Annotated in this window: 11 protein-coding genes and 1 pseudogene; 8 read left to right on the top strand and 4 right to left on the bottom strand. The window is 61.2% G+C overall.

Translation table 11 applies throughout. The features are described from left to right. The first annotated feature begins 142 nt into the window (after positions 1-142). From YU3_RS0125330 to YU3_RS41860, 3 genes are read left to right on the top strand one after another with little or no spacing between them, the layout of a single operon-like run. Positions 143-1525, top strand: a complete 1383-nt coding sequence (locus tag YU3_RS0125330; protein ID WP_036259535.1) for a pitrilysin family protein — start codon at positions 143-145, stop codon at positions 1523-1525. Next, positions 1525-2886, top strand: coding sequence for a pitrilysin family protein (locus YU3_RS37515; RefSeq protein ID WP_084508302.1), 1362 nt, complete (start codon positions 1525-1527; stop codon positions 2884-2886). Before YU3_RS0125330 ends, YU3_RS37515 begins: the two co-directional genes overlap by 1 nt. Next, on the top strand, positions 2883-3338 hold the full coding sequence (locus YU3_RS41860; RefSeq protein ID WP_156913598.1) for a hypothetical protein: 456 nt from the start codon (positions 2883-2885) through the stop codon (positions 3336-3338). Before YU3_RS37515 ends, YU3_RS41860 begins: the two co-directional genes overlap by 4 nt. 310 nt (positions 3339-3648) lie before the next feature. Here the strand turns inward: YU3_RS41860 and YU3_RS39705 are convergent, their stop codons facing one another. The 4 genes from YU3_RS39705 to YU3_RS0125305 form a co-directional block, all read right to left on the bottom strand. Continuing rightward, positions 3649-4128, bottom strand: a complete 480-nt coding sequence (locus YU3_RS39705; RefSeq protein ID WP_084508300.1) for a transposase — start codon at positions 4126-4128, stop codon at positions 3649-3651. 174 nt (positions 4129-4302) lie between these two features. Beyond that, positions 4303-6450 (bottom strand): S46 family peptidase, encoded by a 2148-nt coding sequence (locus tag YU3_RS0125315; RefSeq protein ID WP_027168838.1) that lies wholly within the window; start codon positions 6448-6450, stop codon positions 4303-4305. A 1109-nt stretch (positions 6451-7559) separates the two neighbouring features. Then, a complete protein-coding gene (locus tag YU3_RS0125310; protein ID WP_027168837.1) occupies positions 7560-8915 on the bottom strand; it encodes a sigma-54 dependent transcriptional regulator in 1356 nt (451 codons plus the stop codon). Positions 8916-8922: 7 nt separating this feature from the next. Continuing rightward, on the bottom strand, positions 8923-10779 hold the full coding sequence (locus YU3_RS0125305; protein WP_027168836.1) for an ATP-binding protein: 1857 nt from the start codon (positions 10777-10779) through the stop codon (positions 8923-8925). Positions 10780-11016: 237 nt separating this feature from the next. Here YU3_RS0125305 and YU3_RS37510 point away from each other — a divergent pair. From YU3_RS37510 to YU3_RS0125275, 5 genes and pseudogenes are all read left to right on the top strand, one after another. Further along, positions 11017-12318 (top strand): annotated as a pseudogene (locus YU3_RS37510) (dicarboxylate/amino acid:cation symporter); the annotation flags it as partial. 113 nt (positions 12319-12431) lie between these two features. After that, positions 12432-12590, top strand: a complete 159-nt coding sequence (locus YU3_RS40790; protein WP_156913597.1) for a hypothetical protein — start codon at positions 12432-12434, stop codon at positions 12588-12590. Positions 12591-13135: 545 nt separating this feature from the next. Continuing rightward, the gene (locus YU3_RS0125290) at positions 13136-15058 is read left to right on the top strand and encodes a potassium transporter Kup (protein ID WP_036259500.1); all 1923 of its coding nucleotides are present in this window, start codon (positions 13136-13138) and stop codon (positions 15056-15058) included. A gap of 1753 nt (positions 15059-16811) precedes the next feature. Continuing rightward, positions 16812-18809 carry a conjugal transfer protein TraG gene (locus tag YU3_RS0125280; protein ID WP_027168834.1) on the top strand — a complete coding sequence of 666 codons (1998 nt, stop codon included), beginning with the start codon at positions 16812-16814 and terminating at the stop codon, positions 18807-18809. A 5-nt stretch (positions 18810-18814) separates the two neighbouring features. Beyond that, the gene (locus tag YU3_RS0125275) at positions 18815-19258 is read left to right on the top strand and encodes a hypothetical protein (RefSeq protein ID WP_036259498.1); all 444 of its coding nucleotides are present in this window, start codon (positions 18815-18817) and stop codon (positions 19256-19258) included. The last annotated feature ends 127 nt before the right edge of the window (positions 19259-19385 follow it).

The raw sequence follows: 19385 nt of genomic DNA, 5'->3' as shown, positions 1-19385 counted from the left end.
CATTTTCATCGCGGACAGCGACGAAGGAAGGTAACCAAACATGTCAAAGTCTGCATCAGGGCGAGCATGCGCGCGTCAAGGGAACGCCGGCGGTGGCGGCAGCATTCAGCGATCTCAATATCTGGCAACGGCGCCTGCCTTGATCGAACAGCGCACCAAGTTCACGAGGACATCCGAAGTCGGCACGCTGCGCGCCTTGCTCGTCACAGCCGCGCTGACGCTCGCCGGCCCCGCGCTCGCCGCCGACGACCAGGTGAGGGATTTCGTACTCGACAACGGCATGGAGGTCGTCGTCATCCCCGACCATCGCGAGCCGATCGCCACTCATATGGTCTGGTACAAGGTCGGCAGCGCCGACGAGCCGCGGGGCAAATCCGGCATCGCGCATTTCTTCGAGCATCTGATGTTCAAGGCGACCGCCAACCACCCGGCCGGCGAGTTCGACCGCGCCGTCTCGGCTGTCGGCGGCTCCAACAACGCCTTCACCTCCTATGACTTCACCGCCTTTCACGAGACGGTGGCGCCGTCCGCGCTCGAACTGATGATGAGCTTCGAGGCCGACCGCATGCGCAACCTCATCCTCACCGACAAGGACATCAAAACCGAACGCGACGTCATCCTTGAGGAGCGTCGCATGAGCATCGACGACAATCCGGGAGCGGTGCTCGACGAGGAGGTCAACGCCACGGTTTGGCAGAACCAGCCTTACCGCATTCAAGTCCTCGGCTGGATGCAGGAGATGGAGCAGCTGAACCTCGCCGATGCGAGAGCCTTCTACGACAAGTATTACTGGCCCAACAATGCCGTCCTGATCGTGGCCGGCGATGTGGAGCCGGAAAATGTGAGAGCGCTGGCTGAGAAGACCTATGGCAAGGTCGCGCGCGGGCCGGACCTGCCGCCGCGCGTCCGCCCGGTCGAGCCGGAGCAGAACACCAGGCGCACCGTCACGCTTACCGATGCCCGCGTCAGTGTGCCGGGCTTTTCGACGCAGTGGGTGGTGCCGTCCTACCATACAGCCAAGCCGGGCGAGGCCGAAGCCCTCGAACTGCTGGCCGATATCCTCGGCGGTGGTGACCGCAGCCGGCTTTACCAGGAGCTGGTGGTCAAGCAGGGCATCGCTTCCAGCGTCGGCGCGTACTTCCAGGGTGCCATGCTCGACGACACCACTTTCACCGTCTACGGTGCGCCGCGCGGCGATGCCAAGCTCAGCGATGTCGAGGCGGGGGTGAACGCCGAGGTCGCCCGCATCGCCATAGAGGGCGTCAGTGAATACGAGCTGCAGAAAGCCAAGGACCGCTATATCGCCTCAATAATCTTTGCCGGTGACGACCCGAACGACTTGGCCAACATGTATGGTTCCATGCTGGCCCTCGGCGGCAATGTGCAGGACGTGCTTGAATCGCCGGACCGCATCCGCAACGTCACCGCCGACCAGATCAAGGCAGCCGCCGTCCGCTATCTGGGCCTAGATCATTCGACGACCGGCTATCTTCTGCCGCAGCAAAAACGCGAGGGATTGATCTGATGACGAACCAGCACAGCGACCTCTTTGCCTGGCGCGCCCCTGTGGCCCTGTTCCTCTCCATCTTTTTCCTCGTCCTGCCGCCACTTGCCGCGCGTGCCGAGATCAACATCCAGCACGTGATCTCGCCAAAAGGTGTCACCGCCTGGCTTGTGGAGGACCACACGGTGCCGACAATCGCCATCCACTTCGTCTTCGACGGCGGTACGGCGCAGGATCCAGACGGCAAGGAGGGCCTCGCCAATCTGATGACCGGCTTGTTCCACGAGGGCGCCGGCGAACTCGACAGCGACGCCTTCCAAGTCAAATTGGACGATGCCAGTGTTGCAATGAGCTTCGAGGCGCAGCATGACGGCACCCATGGCTCTATTCGCATGCTATCCGAAAAGAAGGACGCCGCCTTCGACCTCTTGACGCTTGCTGTCGGTAGACCGCGCTTCGACAAAACGCCGGTCGACCGCGTGCGCGCCCAGGTGTTGTCGGGGATCATCGCCAATGAGCGGAATCCTGAGGTCATCGCTGATGGCAAATGGCTGCGCGCCATCTATGGCGAGCATCCCTATTCGAGACCGCACGAGGGTACCAGGCAGAGCGTCGCCGCCATCACGACTCAGGATCTGAGCGCCTTCCACAAGGCTAATTTCGCCCGCGAGGGCCTGTATGTCGGCGTTGTCGGCGACATCGATGCCGCGACCTTGAGACAGAAGCTCGACCAGGTGTTCGGCGATCTGCCGGAAAAACAAGCGCTCGCCCCTGTCGCCGATATCGAACCCAAGCTTGGCCAGCAGTTGGAGGTCGACTATAATCTGTCGCAGACGAAGCTGCATTTCACCTATCCCGGCGTGAACCCCAGCGCGCCCGATTATTTTGCCGGAATGCTGATGAACGACATTCTCGGCGGCCAAGCTTTGACCTCGCGCCTCTTTGACGAGGTGCGCGAAAAGCGCGGACTGGCCTATGGCGTCGGTTCCTTTCTGGTCGACGACCGGCATTCTAACGCGCTCGTCATCAGCACCTCGACGCGCTCAGATCGCGCGTCCGAAACGCTGAGCATCATACGCGACGTGGTCGAGAAGATGGCGCAGGAGGGTCCGACCCAAGCCGAACTGGAAGCGGCCAAGAAACACCTGACCGGCGCCTTTGCCATCGATTATCTGGCCTCTTCCAGCGCCATTGCCGAGACGTTGCTCGGATTGCAGTTCGAGGGGCGGGGCACCGATTACATGCAGCGTCGCGCCAGTCTCATCGACGCCGTGACGCTGAATGATGTCAAGGCAGTCGCGAAAAAGCTGCTGTCCGCTTCGCCCGCCGTCATGATCGTCGGTCCGACGCTCCCTCCGAACGGCAAGGACGGCAACGGATGAGCCCACTTCGATGTTGCCTCGCCGGCGGCGGCTTCACCCTCACATCGACGCCATCAAAGGCGCTGGAACAAACCCGGCTAGCAGCCTCCGGCGGCTCCTTGGCGGTGAGGCCACGCCGCCGTCGCGAAACCAAGGGTGTTGGACGTGACGATGCATCGAAGGCGTACTCGGTGTGGACTGTCGGACGGCCAGGTTCCGATGAAAAAATTTCCGTGTCGGCGCTGGCGAAGATAGCTACGCCTTCTCTGTCCGGCCAAAAGGAATACCAAAGGGAATCAGGTGCTCGCCGCTTTTTGGCTCGCATAGCGTCCAGGCTGGAGGCTCATCCCGAAGACGTTCGCCTCGCGCACTGCCTCAAGGCTGAGCGCTGGGCCAAGGCTGAAAAGCACAATTGGCGGATCGAGCGAGACGGAGTCGAACAACGTCCGCAAACTGATACGCCGGTCGCCTAATCCTCAGCGTGATCCGCCGCTTTGGGGAAGTCGCAGCCGTCAGACACCGGCGCAAGCCTATGTCAGGACTCATTGATCCAGAAAATGAAGACAGCTGCGAAGGCGACTCCTGACAGGAAGGTGTGAGCACATTGGTCATATCTGGTGTAGATGCGGCGCCAGTCCTTGAGGCGTGCGAACAGGTTCTCTATTCTGTGGCGCTGGCGATAAAGGACAGAATCGTAGGCGTACTGGGTGCGGTGACACGCATGTGGCGGAATGCACAGTGTGATGCCGCGCTCGACGAGCGCCTGAGGGAAGCCGGCGGAACTTAGGCCCGGTCGGCTAGCAAGTAGTTGCCGCAGGCAAGATTTCGATAACGGCAGCAGCGGACCTGTGATCGTTGGCCTGTCCTTCCCTCAGATGCAGCAGCAGAGGGCGTGCTTTGCCATCGCAGACCATTTGCAGCTTGGCGGTCAAGCCGCCTTGGCTGCGTCCGATACATCGGGGTAGAGCCCTTTTTGAGCAGGCTGGCGGCGATGCGATGCACCTTGAGATGAGTGGCATCGACCATCAGCTTGTCCGTTTTGCCACCTCTCGCGGACAGTTCGACCAGGATGCGGTTGAGCACGTCCAGCCGGCTCCAGCAAATGAACCGGTTGTAGATGGTCTTTTGCGGACCATAGCCGACAGGGGCGTCCCGCCAACGAACTCCGTTGCGGATCGTCCACCCGCGGCACGCCGTGCAACAGGGAAAGAACGGCTCGATCCATCGCGTCTGCGCCGGCGATAACAGTAGCAAATCATCCATTCCTCCGGCCCACAATGGATCAGGGATCCCTCAACCCTCAAGCTATTAGATGGGTCCTGACCTAGCCATTGTGTAGCTATTGCCGAACTTAGCTGGCGAGCCCTGGCGCAGCGATCTGCGCCAGGTTGCCCCTGTCGCAGATCGCCCAGCAGGTTCTCGATCCACTCAGGAGCCCTATCCCGGCCGCACGCCCATTTCCTTGAGCAGCCGGCCTGCGCCGTCGATCTTGTCCATGGTCCAGAGCATGAAGCGGCTATCGACGTGGATACTGCGATTTCGGTCTGCGGAATACGCCCAGTCCGAGATCACGCCGTCGAGCGTACCATCGAAGGCAAGACCGACGAATTCGCCGCGCCCGTTCAGAGTGGCCGAACCGCTATTGCCACCGGTAATGTCGACCGTAGACATGAAATCGACCGGCAACGTGCCCAATTCCGGCGCGACATAGGAGCCATAATTCTTGGCTCGAATCGCGGCGACGGCCGCGTCCGGCGCATCGAATTCACCCTTGCCAGTGTGCTTGGCCAGAAGTCCCTCGGCCGTGGTGAAGGGCGCCCAGATCTGCCCGTCGCGCGTTTGCCCTGTCACCTTGCCCCAGGTGAGGCGCAATGATCCGTTCGCGTCGGGATAAATGGGTCGGCCGATCGCATTCCCATAGGCGAGCAGGCCCTGGACATAGTTTGCGCGCGCCGCCTGCGTGCGGCCGGCGCGGTCTTTCGCAGCGCGCTCCGCTGCTATGTCGCCGGGATAGAGCGCGACTGCCAGCTTGATGAATGGATCATCCGACGCCTCAAAGGCGGCAGCCGGCTTGTCGAGCCAGGCCAGCCGCGTGGACCAGTTGGGGAGTTTCGTGTCTACATAAAGGCGGTCAAGGCCGATTTGGCCCAGAGCGGTCTCGAACGCAGTGTCGCGGTCCTTTGCATCCAGCCGGCGATATTCCTCGAGCGCGGCCTCAAACAGCTTGCGATCGACGACGGCGAGATATTCATAGTCGAACTGCGTCAGTCGGTCGACGATCTCGTTGCGGTCACGATCTTGAAAGCCGCTTTCGCGGGCGGCATCGGGCTTCTCCTGCTCCTTCACCCAGCGATAGAGCATGCGCGCCGATGAGAGCATCTGCGCGCGGCCAAGCAACGCCTGCCGCAGCATCTTGAGTGATGCTCGGTTGTTCTCGACGACCATGGCGTCCAGCTCGCGGCTTGCCACACCATAGCGCGCCTGCCGCGCAGGGTCGTCAGCGACCCATTCGCGAAAAGCTTTCTCCTCTGCGGCCTTGCGAACGTTAAGCCCAATCGCATCGGCACCGGCTAGATCGCCCGTCAGCTTCTTCTCATAATTTTTCACGCCTTGGAGGATGGAGGTGTAGCGGATCTGCGCGTCGCGGCTCCCTGCTGTCGCATGGTTAATCTGATCGGCATAGTCGGAGAGCAAACGCTGCAATAGCGGTTCGTAGTACGCAAAGTTGAACTCGACTTCTGCGGCTGTGCGCAACCGATCGGTATTGCCGGGAAAGCCGGCAACCATCACGAAATCGTCTTCCTTGACGCCCTGGCGCGCGATCCGCAGCCAGCTCTTCGGTCGATATGGCACATTGATCGGCTCATAAGGCTGGGAGGAACCATCAGGAGCGACATAGGCGCGATAGAAGCCGAAATCCCCCGTATGGCGCGGCCACATCCAATTGTCCGTCTGGCCGCCGAAGTTGCCGATGCCGCCCGCGGGTGCATAAACGAGGCGCACGTCCTTGATTTCGAGCTGCTGCTGGAGATAGTAGGACGCTCCGCCATAATAGGCTCCCACGTCGCAGTGGCGATCACGCTGTTTCTCACACACAGCGATCAGCGCCTTACGGTTCGCGTCGAGCCGCTCATAGCGGGCAAGGCCGTTCGGCTTGGCCCAGACGCCGTCGAGCATGTCGGCGGTCACATCGCGCACATCCTCAGTGACATAGACGCGGCTGCTAGGCGTCGCAGGCAATTCTTCACCCAGGCTCTTCGCCAGAAATCCGTTAATGAGGTAGTCTTGGTCCTCCTCGCTGTTGTCCTGCACGGATTCTAGCACGCAGTGGTGGTTGGTCGCGACCAGCCCTTCGGGACTGACGAAGGAGGCAGAGCATCCGCCCAGGGATACGATTGCGTTGAGCGGGGCGGCACCCAGGGTCATCTGGGCGGTGTCGAGCTGGAGCCCATCCGCGCGCATGGCTGCACCGACTTCCGCAGTCTGACCCGGCATCCACATCCCTTCATGTGCCGATGCGGCGGTGGCTGTCCAGAACAAGCCGATGGCGCTGGCCTCGATCAAATATTTCATCTTCAAATTCATGCTGATCAACACTCCTATTTTGGGATCGCTTGCCGTTGGCTGCACCCCAGACCAATGACCAGCAGGAGATTGTGCTTACATGTCGAGGCGATTGCAGGAGACGGACGCAACATGCTCAACTTCTCCCGCCAAGGTGCCCCCTTCTACATCGGCACCGAACCTCGGCGACCTGTTCGATCGGCGGTCGGCCGGGCGATCCTTCCTTTTCGGCTGAGGCCGCCTGGATTCTTCGCGTTCGCTGGACCAGATAGGTGCCTATGATCTTGACCCTCACACGATCTGCATGGCCTTTCGGCAGCCGTCAGATTGCACCCTTCCAGCCCGGTGTTGACGTCGGACATCCCAGCGATCGCCGCCAGCTCTCGCGCACGCAGCGATTGAGCGCGCGATAGCGGGATGGCCGGCGTCCGCCAGCGGCTGCGGATGCCGATCATGCGAAGCATCAGTCGTGCCAAAGGACAATGCTTGCAATGCAACGAGCGAGACGACGCAGCTATGTCCGAAGTGCGAGAATTGTCGTGAGCCCGACATAGGTCGCGCAGAGGGCGCGACCGCCGCCTAATCAGCTTTGTTAAGCCTCTCGTCCGCTGCTGCCGTCCTCGAGATCGCCAGCCACCGCCAGCCACGGCGACACGCTCGAGTTTGCGAAACCGCCGTGACTGAACGAAAAAGCCCGCACCTCCGGGGAGGCGCGGGCGTGTTGCCTGGGCGCTTGCGCGCCGCGGTACTCAAAACATCACCGCAGCGTGTGCAACCTGACGAACGATGGTAAACATTAGCTTAACGTTTCAGACCGGCCCGGCTGGAGGCTGTTCGCGCATGGAACCGAACTGGATGCAGCCGCCGGGCCAGTCCGACACGAGGCAACAGCAGCTTGCGCCATCAATAGACGGCTCGCTGCGCCACATATATGACGCAGCACAGCAGAGATCGCATCGGTCCTTTCCGTGAGAAGCGTCAGCAGGACGGCGCTCCGAAGGCCTTAGAAGGCAGGCAGACCAGACACAACAGCCCTGTCGCCTGCCTTTCTTAGCTGCGCCGGAATTTTCTCGCGTTCGGCCACGACATTCCCGGCCTGGCCAGCGGCTGTGACCCTTTGCAAATCCCGGCTATCTAGAAAACGCGCTCCGCACGATGCCGTGGCGCTGCAGCTTGTCGTAGAAAGTCTTGCGCGGAATTCCAAGCGCCTTGATCGTGCGCCTGACGTCCCCGTCATTGCTGCCGAGGGTCTCACGGATGATTTCGGCTTCGTAGCGCTCGAGCCGCTCGGGCAGGGGCAAGGCGCGTTCCGATTCGGCCGGGGCGGAGCGTTGTGGGTCGCCGCCGTTTTCCAGCCCCAGCACGAAGCGCTCGGCGAAATGGGCCAACTCCCGCACGTTACCGGGCCAGTCATGCTCTCTCAGGTGGCGGTGGATGGCGGCCGGCGCCACAGGCAGGAGACGCTGGAAACGGGCGGCGGCGCGTTCGGCGAAATAGCCGAACAGCAGCACGACGTCTTCACGTCGTTCGCGCAGCGGCGGGATCGAGATCGTCACCACATTCAGCCGGTAGTAGAGATCCTCGCGAAACGCGCCGCGTTGGCCGGGATCGGCGAGATCGACCTTGGCTGCGGCGACCACGCGCAGATCCACCGGCCGCGCTTCGTTGGTGCCGAGCGGCGTGACCTCGCGCATTTCAAGCACCCTCAAAATCTTGACCTGCGTTGAGGGCGGCATGCTCTCAATTTCGTCGAGAAAAAGCGTGCCGCCACTGGCGTGCTCGATGCGGCCGATCCTTTTCTTCTGCGCTCCTGTGAAGGCACCCGGCTCATGGCCGAACAATTCGCTTTCAATGAGCATTTCCGGCAGCGTGCCGCAGTTCAGCGCCACGAAATTGCCTTTGGCGCGGCGGCTCCAGCGGTGCAGAAGGCTGGCCACTATCTCTTTGCCGGAACCGGTCTCGCCAGTCACCAACACGTCGACATCGGTATCGGCGATTTGTCTTAAGGTGCGACGCAGCCGCTCCATCGCCGGCGTCTGGCCAATCAGAGGCAAGCCGTCCTGCGCTTGCTCGGCCGCCTCACGCAGCGCCCGGTTCTCCATCACCAGGCGGCGCTTTTCCGCCGCCCGTCGCACACTTTGCGCCAACTGGTCGGCAGGGAACGGTTTGGTGATGAAATCGTAGACGCCGTCCTTGATCGCCTTCACCGCCATGGCGATGTCGCCGTGGCCGGTGACGAGAATGACGGGAATGTCGGAATCCAGCTGCACGATGCGCTCGAAGAGCTGCAGCCCGTCCATCTCAGGCATGCGGATGTCCGACACCACGACGCCGGCAAAACCGGCATCGAGTTCCGCGAGCGCCTCCCTCGCCACGGAAAAGGCCGACACCGCGAAGCCCGCCAGCTCCAGTGTCTGCCGGGTCGCCTTCAGGAGATCGGTGTCGTCATCGATCAGGATAACGGAGGCGGGGTGGTTGTTGGCCATGCTGCTGCTATGCTCTCGCGAGATGGATTGTGAAACGGGTGCCCTTCTCGCCACTCGCCACCTCGATGCGTCCGCCGTAGTCGGTGACGATGTCCTTCGAGATGACGAGGCCAAGGCCGAGGCCCTTTTCCTTTGACGTGATGAAGGGCGTGAACAGTGAGTTGAGGATCGCTGGCGGGATGCCAGGTCCGTTGTCGGCGACACAGAGCGTCACCCCGGCACAAGTCTCCTCGACCGAAACCTCCACCTTGGCACCGTCGCGCCCATCCAGCGCCTCCAGAGCGTTCTGGAACAGGTTGATCAGCACCTGCTCCAGCCGCACCCGATTGCCCATGACCTTCAGCTCCTGTGGCGGCAGCGTGATCGCCAGCGCATCGAGCCGGCCGGCAAAGCGGCTTCTAAGCAGAACCACCGCGCCTTCGATGATGCCATTGAGCGGGACCGGCTCGGCCGCGGTCCGGCCCTTGCGGGCAAAGGCCTTCAATTCCTCGGTGATGGTGCCGATGCGCTCGGTCAGGGTAGCAATCGCGCCAAGGTTTTCCTTGACGGGCGCGGTCTGCTCGCGGTCGAGGAAGGTGAGGGCATTGTCGGCGTAGGCGCGGATGGTGGCGACGGGCTGGTTGATCTCATGCGCGACGCCGGCGGCGACTTGGCCGAGGATGGCAAGGCGATTGGCCTGCACCAGCTCCTGGTGCACCACCTGGAGCTTGGCTTCCGTGCTGCGATGGCCGGCGATCTCGGCCTGCAGCCGGTCGCGGGCGCGGCTCAGATCCTCGGTCCGCTCGACGACCCGGCGTTCGAGCTCGGCGCGCGCCAACTGTTCGGCAGCGATCCGCATCTGTGCCGATTGCCGCCGCCACAACAGATAAGCGGCAAGTCCGATGAGCGGACCAATGACCCCGAGTGCCAGAAGCCGAGTTTCGCGCTGAGCGGAGGCTATCGCGGCCTCGGCCGGAACGAGATAGTCGAGCCGCCACGGTGTCGAGGCGACGGGCGTGGAAAGCCGGAGATATTCGCCATCGCTGCCGCCCGGCGTGACTGCGTGGACGATGGACACATCGGCACTCACGGTCTCCGCCTGGATGATCGGCAACGGCAGCAGCGGTGCGTCACCGAACTGCTGGCTGTCGTGGATCGCGGCGAGCGCGGGGCCGGTCAGCGGGGCGGTGGTCATGAAGCGCCATGACGGCAGGCTGGTGATAAGCACCACGCCCTGCTCGTCGCTGACATAGGCTGGTCGGCTGGCCTCGCGCCAGTCCGCTTCGAGCTGGTCGAACTCCATCTTGACGACGACAACACCGAGCGGCGCCGCGGCACTGCCGACACGGCGCGAGATGTAAAGGCCCGGGCGTTTGCTGGCATTGCCGAGCGCGAAATATTCGGCGGTTCCGATCCGCATCGCCCCGGAGAAATAGGCGCGGAAGCCGTAGTCCTTGCCGACGAAGCTCGTCGGCTCACGCCAGTTGCTGGACGCAACCGCCACACCATTGGTGCCGGTGACGTAGAGCACCGAAGCCTTGGTTCCGGAGACCAGCCCCTCGAGCTTGTGGTTCAGCACGTCAATCGCGGCGCTGCCGCGCTGCGCAAGCGCATCATGCACCTGCTGGTCCTCCGAGAGCAGCAGCGGCAACGCTCGAGGGTTCTCCAGCACGGCGCGCAGCAACGCAACCTTCAGGTTGGCGTCGGTGCGCCCTTGCGCAGCCAGCACCGTGATCGCGGTATCGCGGCCGTAGAGGCCAGCGCCGTAGAGGCCGATTGCGACAACCGCAAGCCCTACCACTCCAAACAGCAGCCAGGTCCGGCGAGCCTGCGTGCCGAGTTGTTCGGGTGTCGAAGACAGGTTTGCGGCGGGGCGTTGCAGCATCGCTTATTTGTGCATGATTTCGCACAAAACACAATTCCGTCTATGCGAACAGTCGCACACCCTGACCGGTCGTAAACGGCATCTTCCATAGAAAACACAATAAAAATCAGGTTCATAGCAAGAGGCATGACGCGCTGGCACGCCAGTTGCACGAACCCACTCCAGCAGCCGCGAGGCTGTTGGAGATCAATGCTCCGGGAGGTCGGGCTTCCCGATCGGGGCGCAATGGAGGATATCATGCAGACAACAGTCTCTGCCGCCGGGCGCGGCAAAGTTCCCTTCTATCGGCAACTCTACGTGCAGGTGCTGGCGGCGATCGTCGCAGGTGTTCTTCTCGGCCATTTCTATCCCGAAACCGGTGCTGCGATGAAGCCGCTCGGCGATGCCTTCATTAAGCTGGTGAAGATGATCATCGCGCCGGTGATCTTCCTTACGGTGGCGACCGGCATTGCCGGCGTCTCGGACTTGCAAAAGGTCGGCCGCGTCGCCGGCAAGGCGATGATCTATTTTCTGGTGTTCTCAACGTTGGCGCTCGTCGTCGGCCTCATCGTCTCCAACGTTGTCCAGCCCGGCGCCGGCATGCACATCAACCCGGCAACGCTCGACGCGTCGAAGGTGACGACCTTCACTGAAAAGGCGCACGACGCCAGCATCCTCGGCTTCCTGATGAACATCATCCCCGACACCATCACCGGCGCCTTCGCACAGGGCGATATACTGCAGGTGCTGTTCTTCTCGGTGCTGTTCGGGGTTGCGCTGGCGCTTGTCGGCGACCGCTGCAGCCCAGTGGTCGATTTTCTGCAAGCGCTGACTGCGCCGATCTTCCGCCTTGTCGCCATATTGATGAAGGTCGCGCCGATCGGCGCCTTCGGCGCCATGGCCTTCACCATCGGCAAATACGGTATCGGTTCGATCGCCAATCTCGCCATGCTGATTGGCACGTTCTACGCAACCTCGCTCCTGTTTGTGCTGGTGGTGCTCGGTGCCGTCTGCCGCTACAACGGCTTCTCGATCTTTTCGCTGCTCCGCTACATCAAGGAAGAGCTGCTGCTGGTTCTCGGCACCTCGTCGTCAGAGGCCGCACTTCCCGGACTCATGGCCAAGATGGAGCGCGCCGGCTGCAAGCGCTCGGTGGTCGGCTTGGTCATCCCGACCGGCTATTCGTTCAACCTGGACGGCACCAACATCTACATGACGCTGGCGGCACTGTTCATCGCGCAGGCGACCGACACGCCGCTCAGCTTGGGTGACCAAATCCTGCTGCTTCTCGTCGCCATGCTGAGCTCCAAGGGTGCCGCCGGTATCACCGGCGCCGGCTTTATCACTCTGGCGGCGACGCTTTCGGTCGTGCCTTCGGTGCCGGTCGCCGGTATGGCGCTGATCCTCGGCGTCGACCGCTTCATGTCGGAGTGCCGGGCGCTGACCAACTTGGTCGGCAATGCGGTGGCGACCGTTGTCGTGGCGCGTTGGGAAAAGGAGCTCGACCAGACGAAGTTCGATGCCGCCATGGCCGGTGAATTGCCGCCAGAGGCAGACCTGACGCTCAAGCAGACCGGACATTCAACTCCATCCGTCTCGGCCAATGATGCACCGCGATTCTGGGGTAACGATATGTATGAAGACAAAATACACAAAATACGTTGAGATCATTGATGCTGGCGCTGTTTGCGGCCGGGCGTGAAATGAAAAGCATCGCGGCGGAACTGCTGCCGCTCCCGGGCGTGATCTTCGCTACGGTTGAGAGGGGAGCTCACGCAAGCCAGGACGAGCTTACTTGCGAACATCGTCAGGCTGTCATGATCAGCGGTTGAATGCCCGCGTCCTTGGGTATGGAGAAAAAGCGCGCCAAGGTCTCGCCCGGCTACGGCAAAAACCGGTTCGGTCCGCCATCGCGAACCGATGAAGATTCATGCACACATGCCCTGACAAGCCTTCCGAAATGCTACATTCGAAACCATGAAAGAATTGACTTTCAAAAAGCGCTCGTCGAAAGCTGACACACCAAAAATGGATAGGGAATTGCGATTTTATGCTGAAAGCAGCCTGGTATAGCAGCTCGAACGACTTAGAATCTTTGCAGATTATTTACCAATATGCGTGTTGATTTGTCCTTAGCGTCAGCGTGAGAACTTGCCAATATTGCTCGTCAAGGCGAGCGAGCGGGTGACGTGCCAATCAGTTAAACATGGCGATCCCTGTGGCAATTACCAGACGCCTCGGCCGATAGCGGCAGGGCAGCGAGGCCAATTCCCCCCTCCTCGTTGCGCCTTATCGGCCGAGGCACCCATCGCAAGGCGGCGCGCCTCGCAAATGCAGGATTGCCTTGGCTGTAGAGCGCAGCACCTGGAGCATACGAATGGCCGTCTCGGATTCTGCCAACAATTGTGAGGGTGGGGAGCTAGCGGAACACCCCGGCGCGGCTCAGATTCAAAGTACTAAGGTGTTGATGCTGGGTGCGCTCGGCGTGGTCTATGGCGATATCGGCACCAGCCCGATCTATGCGTTCCGCGAGGCGCTGGTCGCGTCGTCGGGCGGGCAAGTCGCCGACCGTGGCGACATTCTTGGTGTTCTGTCGCTGATCATATGGTCGCTGACCATCACCGTCACGGTAAAGTACATCATGTTCGTGCTGCGCGCCGACAATCGCGGCGAGGGCGGCGTGTTGTCGCTGATGGCGCTGGCGCGCGGCAGTTTCCCGAAGCGCTCGGCGCTGATGCTCGGCATCGGCATCGTCGGCGCCTCGCTGTTTTTCGGCGACGCCGTCATCACGCCGGCGATTTCGGTGCTGTCGGCGGTCGAGGGTATGAATGTCGTCACCCCCACCTTCCAGCCCTATGTCGTGCCATTGACGCTGGTCATCCTCGCCGTGGTGTTTGCCGTCCAGCGCTTCGGTACCGGCGGCGTTGGGCTGGTGTTCGGCCCGGTGACCGCGATCTGGTTCCTGGCCATCGGTCTATCCGGCATCAATCACATCATCGTCGATCCGGAAATCCTGTGGGCCGTCAGCCCGCACTATATCGTCGCTTTCCTGATCAATTCGCCCGACGTCGCCTTCGTGACGATCGGTGCCGTCTTCCTTGCCGTCACCGGCGCGGAAGCGCTCTATGCCGATCTCGGCCATTTCGGCCGCAAGCCGATCGTGCTTGCCTGGCTGGCGATCGTGTTCCCTTGCCTGCTGCTCAATTATGCCGGGCAAGGCGCCTTCATACTGGCGAAGGGCGGCCTGGTGGGCCATCCGTTCTTCGAGATGAACGAGGGTTGGACGCTGATCCCGATGGTGGTGCTGGCGACGGCGGCTACCGTCATCGCCAGCCAGGCGGTCATTTCAGGGGCTTTTTCGCTGACCCGCCAGGCGGTGCAGCTCAACATGCTGCCACGGCTGGAAATCCTGCACACATCGGAAAAGCAGTCCGGCCAGATCTACATGCCGCGCGTCAACCTGCTGCTGGCCTTGGTGGTGATGATGCTCGTGGTCGGCTTCGGCGAGTCCAGCAAGCTGGCCTCCGCCTACGGCATCTCGGTGACCGGCAACATGCTGGTGACGACGGTGCTGCTCTATGTCGTCATGACCCGTATCTGGAAGTGGAAGCTGTCGGTGGCGATCCCGCTGACCGTGCTGTTCGCCTTCATCGATATCGGCTTCTTCGCCTCCAACATCGTCAAGGTGTTCGAAGGCGGCTGGGCGTCGCTGGTCGTGGCCTTCACCATCGTGCTGGGCATGTGGACCTGGGTGCGCGGCAGCCGCTATCTCTTCAACAAGACGCGCCGCAACGAGATCCCGCTCGATTTCCTCGCCGGCAATCTGCTGAAGAAGAAACCGCAACTGGTCTCGGGCACGGCCGTGTTCCTGACCAGCGATCCGCTCAGCGCGCCGACCGCGCTGATGCACAGCCTCAAGCACTACAAGGTGCTGCACGAGCAGAACGTCATCCTTTCGGTGGTGACGGCACCGCAGCCCGTCGTACCCGACAGCGAGCGGGTCAAGATGGAGACCGTCAACGAGCTGTTCATGCGGGTGACGCTGACTTTCGGCTATATGGAACAGCCCAACATTCCACGCGCGCTGGCGATCTGCCGCAAGCAGGGCTGGAAGTTCGACATCATGACGACATCCTTCTTCCTGTCGCGGCGCTCGCTCAAGGCCTCGCCCAATTCCGGCATGCCGGTGTGGCAGGACCGGCTGTTCATCGGTCTGGCCCGCACGGCGGCCGACGCGACGGAATATTTCCAGATCCCGACCGGACGTGTGGTAGAAATCGGCACCCAGGTGCTTGTCTAACTCTCGTTCGCATTCGCCCGACTTGGGTCCTTGCCGGGGCGGTTGTGTAGGTCGCAACTAGCAAAATTGACTTTCGTCCTTTCACGAGTTTGGATCAAGGCGCAACGCAAAGGGTCACATCAAGGCAACCAGCCTAAACAGGGCAAATCCCGCCGCTGCGAGTGGTCGCCGCATCAATGTTTGCGCCATTAGGGCTGCTTTTTGCTCTGAATGAACGAATTGCCGTCCGCCACGGGCTTTCCGCTGTTCGTCCTTGGACAGGACCGTCATGGGAACTTCAGCGTCGGTCTGAAGGCAGCGACATATCAGTTGCGGTGGCGGTTAACTGTCGGAAACGGTTGGCTGACAATTTTGGCAACCTTCCTACTAAAGCGAGTCCGGGCTGCGTCTTGAAAATTGGAAGAGTTGTCGCTTCCATTTTCGAGAGTTCCCCAAAAAATCTTTGCTCCAAGCCGGATTATTCTCGTCCGCCCTGTCATATTTTTTACGGTTAGCGCACGTTAGAATGACAGGCCTGGCGCGGCCGGCAGAGTGTTGAGAAAAGCCGAATTGAGCTTGCGCCCGAACACGTCGGTGTCAAGTCGAAACCAGGAATACAGCGGACCAGCTCATGTCCAAATTTCTATGGCTTTGACAACAAAACGAGGCGCCAAGGTGGAAGATCATAAGACGAGCACAGACCGTCAGGCTCAACAGAAACTATTCTCGGGGATCATCATCATCGAACCGGCCATCGGGAGGCATGGCCGGCTGAGAGAGGACGATGGCAATGATGCGGTCAGCAGATGTGTGGCATAACCTACACCAGCCAATTGCACGGGTCGCCTGCCAGAAATGGCGGACCGGTCCCGCAATCAAACCGCCGTCGCGAGCTGTTCGCGCGGGTGGAGGATTCGCTGCCTGCTTGCTGCAGGATGAAGCGCGTAGCAAGTGAAAGGCCTGCGCTGTAGAGCCCATTTCAGCGTTCGGACGTCACCCAGTGGCCAAAAGCAGAACCTGCAACGCCAATTCGGGCGCGCATCTCGGGTCAGAGTACCGGATCGAGGATGACACGCTTTAGATGCCCTTGACGCTTCTTGTCGATTCCGCAGGCGGCGGCGGACGCCTACCGCAGAGGAATGACGTGAAAAGCGTCGGTCGCCAGCCTAGGCGGCGCGCACTGGTGATTGAGGCGCCGGGTGCGAGGGCGACGCTATGCTTGTCGCGGGGCTTCAATAAGGATGGCCGCTTGCGGTAATTAATCTGTTGCCATCACATGGCAGCTACCGCTTTGCTCAGCCCGATGAGGTGTCGTTGGGAGCGACTTCGCGGACCATCAGTGCGCCCATGTTCTCGAACGCGTCGTCGGGCTCGATCTCCTTGGCGCCCGCTCTGTCGCGGTCTGGCAAATCGTAAAGGGGTTCGATTTAGCCGGATTGTCGGGTTTTGCTGTGCCCCAGTCCGTGAGACCGGATGGGATCACCGATATCCAATCTGAACCCCCCGAGAACAAGGCTTGCCATTGCCGATGGCTATCACGCGCGACTGCCCGATTGCGCCACGAGGATCGAAATCGATTTTCCTGCAATTGAAAGTCGATAACCGCATTCGCGAGCTGCTTCAAAGTTGTTCTTCGTGCCGAACGTATCCGCCTCGCAGATCGCAAGCCTTTTTAGGTCTGACTGCGGTGAGCTGCCGCGACGAAGCCTTTCCTGTTGCGCCGGCTTTTTCGCACGCTGTCTATTTGCTCCCGATTCTTGAATCGGGAGCAATGATGCCGGCAACCAAGATATTGTGGGGTCAGATTCTTGCCGTTCTGGCCACCATGCATGCGGCCATTTGGGGAGCGACCCAATGGACGGCGTGGCGGCTGGGCTTCCAAGAGCAACTTGGTTCGCCCTGGTTCGAATTCATCGGCCAACGAATCTATCCGCCACCTGCTTTTTTCTGGTGGTGGTTTTTCTACGACGCCTATGCTCCGACGATCTTTGTTGAAGGTGCCGTGATCGTGGCAAGCGGCAGTTTCATGGCGATTCTTGTCGCCATCGGCATGTCGGTCTGGCGAGCACGGGAGGCCAAATACGTGGCAACCTACGGCTCGGCGCGCTGGGCTGCGCGAACAGAGATCAAGGCCGAAGGCCTCCTCGACCCGGATGGCGTGGTGCTCGGCCAGTTGGATCGCGACTATCTTCGCCATGACGGTCCGGAGCATGTCTTGTGCTTCGCGCCGACCCGCAGCGGGAAGGGCGTCGGGCTCGTGGTGCCGTCGCTGCTGACCTGGCCGGGAAGCGCCATCGTTCACGACATCAAGGGTGAAAACTGGGAACTAACCGCCGGCTGGCGAGCACGTTTCGGCCGTGTACTGCTATTCGATCCAACCAATGCTGCGTCAGCCGCCTACAACCCGCTGGTGGAAGTCCGGCGTGGCGCCTGGGAAGTCCGAGATGTCCAGAACGTCGCTGACGTGCTGGTCGACCCGGAGGGTTCGCTTGAACGCCGCAACCATTGGGAAAAGACCAGTCATGCGCTGCTGGTCGGCGCCATCCTGCATGTCCTCTACGCCGAGAAGGACAAGACGCTCGCCGGTGTTGCCAACTTCCTCTCCGATCCGCAAAGGACGATCGAGGCGACCTTGCGCACCATGATGCTGACCAGGCACCTTGGCGATGCCGGTCCGCATCCGGTCGTGGCATCGGCAGCACGTGAGCTGCTCAACAAATCAGAAAATGAGCGCTCCGGCGTGCTATCGACCGCCATGAGCTTCCTGGGGCTTTACCGCGATCCGGTCGTAGCCCTGGTGACATCTCGTTGCGACTGGCGCATTGCCGATCTGGTGGAAAACACAAATCCCACGACGCTCTATCTGGTCGTGCCACCATCGGACATCAGCCGAACCAAGCCGCTTGTCCGGCTGGTGCTCAATCAAATCGGCCGCAGGCTGACGGAGGATATTCATGCGAAGGATCGTCGGCATCGCTTGCTGATGATGCTCGATGAATTTCCAGCACTTGGTAGGCTGGATTTCTTCGAGTCGGCACTCGCCTTCATGGCTGGCTACGGCATCAAGTCCTTCCTGATTGCCCAGTCACTCAATCAGATCGAAAGGGCCTACGGGCCAAACAATTCCATTCTCGATAACTGCCATGTGCGTGTGAGTTTCGCGACGAACGACGAGCGAACCGCCAAGCGCGTCTCAGACTCTCTGGGAACGGCAACCGAAATGCGGGCGATGAAGAACTATGCCGGGCATCGGCTGTCGCCTTGGCTCGGGCATCTCATGGTCTCGCGACAGGAGACGGCTCGCGCTTTGATGACACCAGGCGAGATCATGCAACTGCCGCCGACCGAAGCTATCGTAATGGTGGCCGGCCTGTTCCCAATCCGGGCAAAGAAGGCGCGTTATTTTGCCGATCCGCGCCTCGCAGACCGTGTCCTTCCTCCACCTATGCCGGTAAGCGCTGAGGCAACATCGCGCCGCGACGATTGGAGCGATCTGCCGGCATTTGCCACGCCGGAAAAGTCAAACCAGGCCACCGGTGGTGCAACCTTGCCGCAAGATAGCGATCCCGACAATGGGGGCATCCGTCGGCAGCCTGAACTGCCTGAGCATGAGGATATCGCCCCAGAGCGAATTGTGGCGCTTCCGGACGAATTCGACCTTGATCGCGACGACTCCGATGATGAGGTTGCCCGACGACGTTCGGTCGATCAGGCCATGCGGCGCACCGCGCGCCAGGCCGCACTCGATCCGAAAGATGGTATCGAACTTTGACCACCATGAAGAAGCGCCGTCTCTCAGCCTATCTGGAACCGGAGGTCATGAATGCACTCGCCGACTACGCCGCAAAAAGGGACGTGTCGCGGTCGCTGATCGCCGAGGCAGCTATCGCTTCTTTTCTGTCTCCGGATGCCGAGGAGCGTAAAGAGGCGGCAATCACAAGGCGGCTCGACCAGATCGACCGGCGCGTTCAGCGCGTGGAACGCGATGTCGGTATTTCGATCGAGACGCTGGCGTTATTCGTGCGCTTCTGGCTCACCTCAACTCCGGCCTTACCAGACTCCGCTCAGCCTGAAGCGCGCGCGAAAGGCAGGCAGCGCTATGACGCTTTCGTTGATGCGCTGGGGCGCAGGTTGAGCAAGGGACCAAAGCTCAGGCAGGAAATTGCCGAGGACATTGCGCCCCCATCATCAAGGGACCCGGATGAGTCGCACAAGGGATAGGGAGCCGAGGCGGCCGGCCAGCTCGTCTGCACCGCATTTTGCAAGTCGCTGCACGTCGCGCTGCTGCGGGCCGTTTTCCCTGTTGCAAGGCACACAGTCCTGCTTCTTCTAATCACCCCCGTCAGCG

Source organism: Mesorhizobium sp. WSM3224 (assembly GCF_000427725.1).
GTDB lineage: Bacteria > Pseudomonadota > Alphaproteobacteria > Rhizobiales > Rhizobiaceae > Mesorhizobium.
This window is presented reverse-complemented; position numbering and strand designations above follow the sequence as displayed.

Bases quoted from the DNA above. Each gene is read 5' to 3' on its own strand.
- YU3_RS37515 (WP_084508302.1), top strand. From the start codon at position 1,525: ATGACGAACCAGCACAGCGACCTCTTTGCCTGGCGCGCCCCTGTGGCC.
- YU3_RS41860 (WP_156913598.1), top strand. From the start codon at position 2,883: ATGAGCCCACTTCGATGTTGCCTCGCCGGCGGCGGCTTCACCCTCACA.
- YU3_RS39705 (WP_084508300.1), bottom strand. From the start codon at position 4,128: ATGGATGATTTGCTACTGTTATCGCCGGCGCAGACGCGATGGATCGAG.
- YU3_RS0125315 (WP_027168838.1), bottom strand. From the start codon at position 6,450: ATGAATTTGAAGATGAAATATTTGATCGAGGCCAGCGCCATCGGCTTG.
- YU3_RS0125310 (WP_027168837.1), bottom strand. From the start codon at position 8,915: ATGGCCAACAACCACCCCGCCTCCGTTATCCTGATCGATGACGACACC.
- YU3_RS0125305 (WP_027168836.1), bottom strand. From the start codon at position 10,779: ATGCTGCAACGCCCCGCCGCAAACCTGTCTTCGACACCCGAACAACTC.
- YU3_RS40790 (WP_156913597.1), top strand. From the start codon at position 12,432: ATGCTGGCGCTGTTTGCGGCCGGGCGTGAAATGAAAAGCATCGCGGCG.
- YU3_RS0125290 (WP_036259500.1), top strand. From the start codon at position 13,136: ATGGCCGTCTCGGATTCTGCCAACAATTGTGAGGGTGGGGAGCTAGCG.
- YU3_RS0125280 (WP_027168834.1), top strand. From the start codon at position 16,812: ATGCCGGCAACCAAGATATTGTGGGGTCAGATTCTTGCCGTTCTGGCC.
- YU3_RS0125275 (WP_036259498.1), top strand. From the start codon at position 18,815: ATGAAGAAGCGCCGTCTCTCAGCCTATCTGGAACCGGAGGTCATGAAT.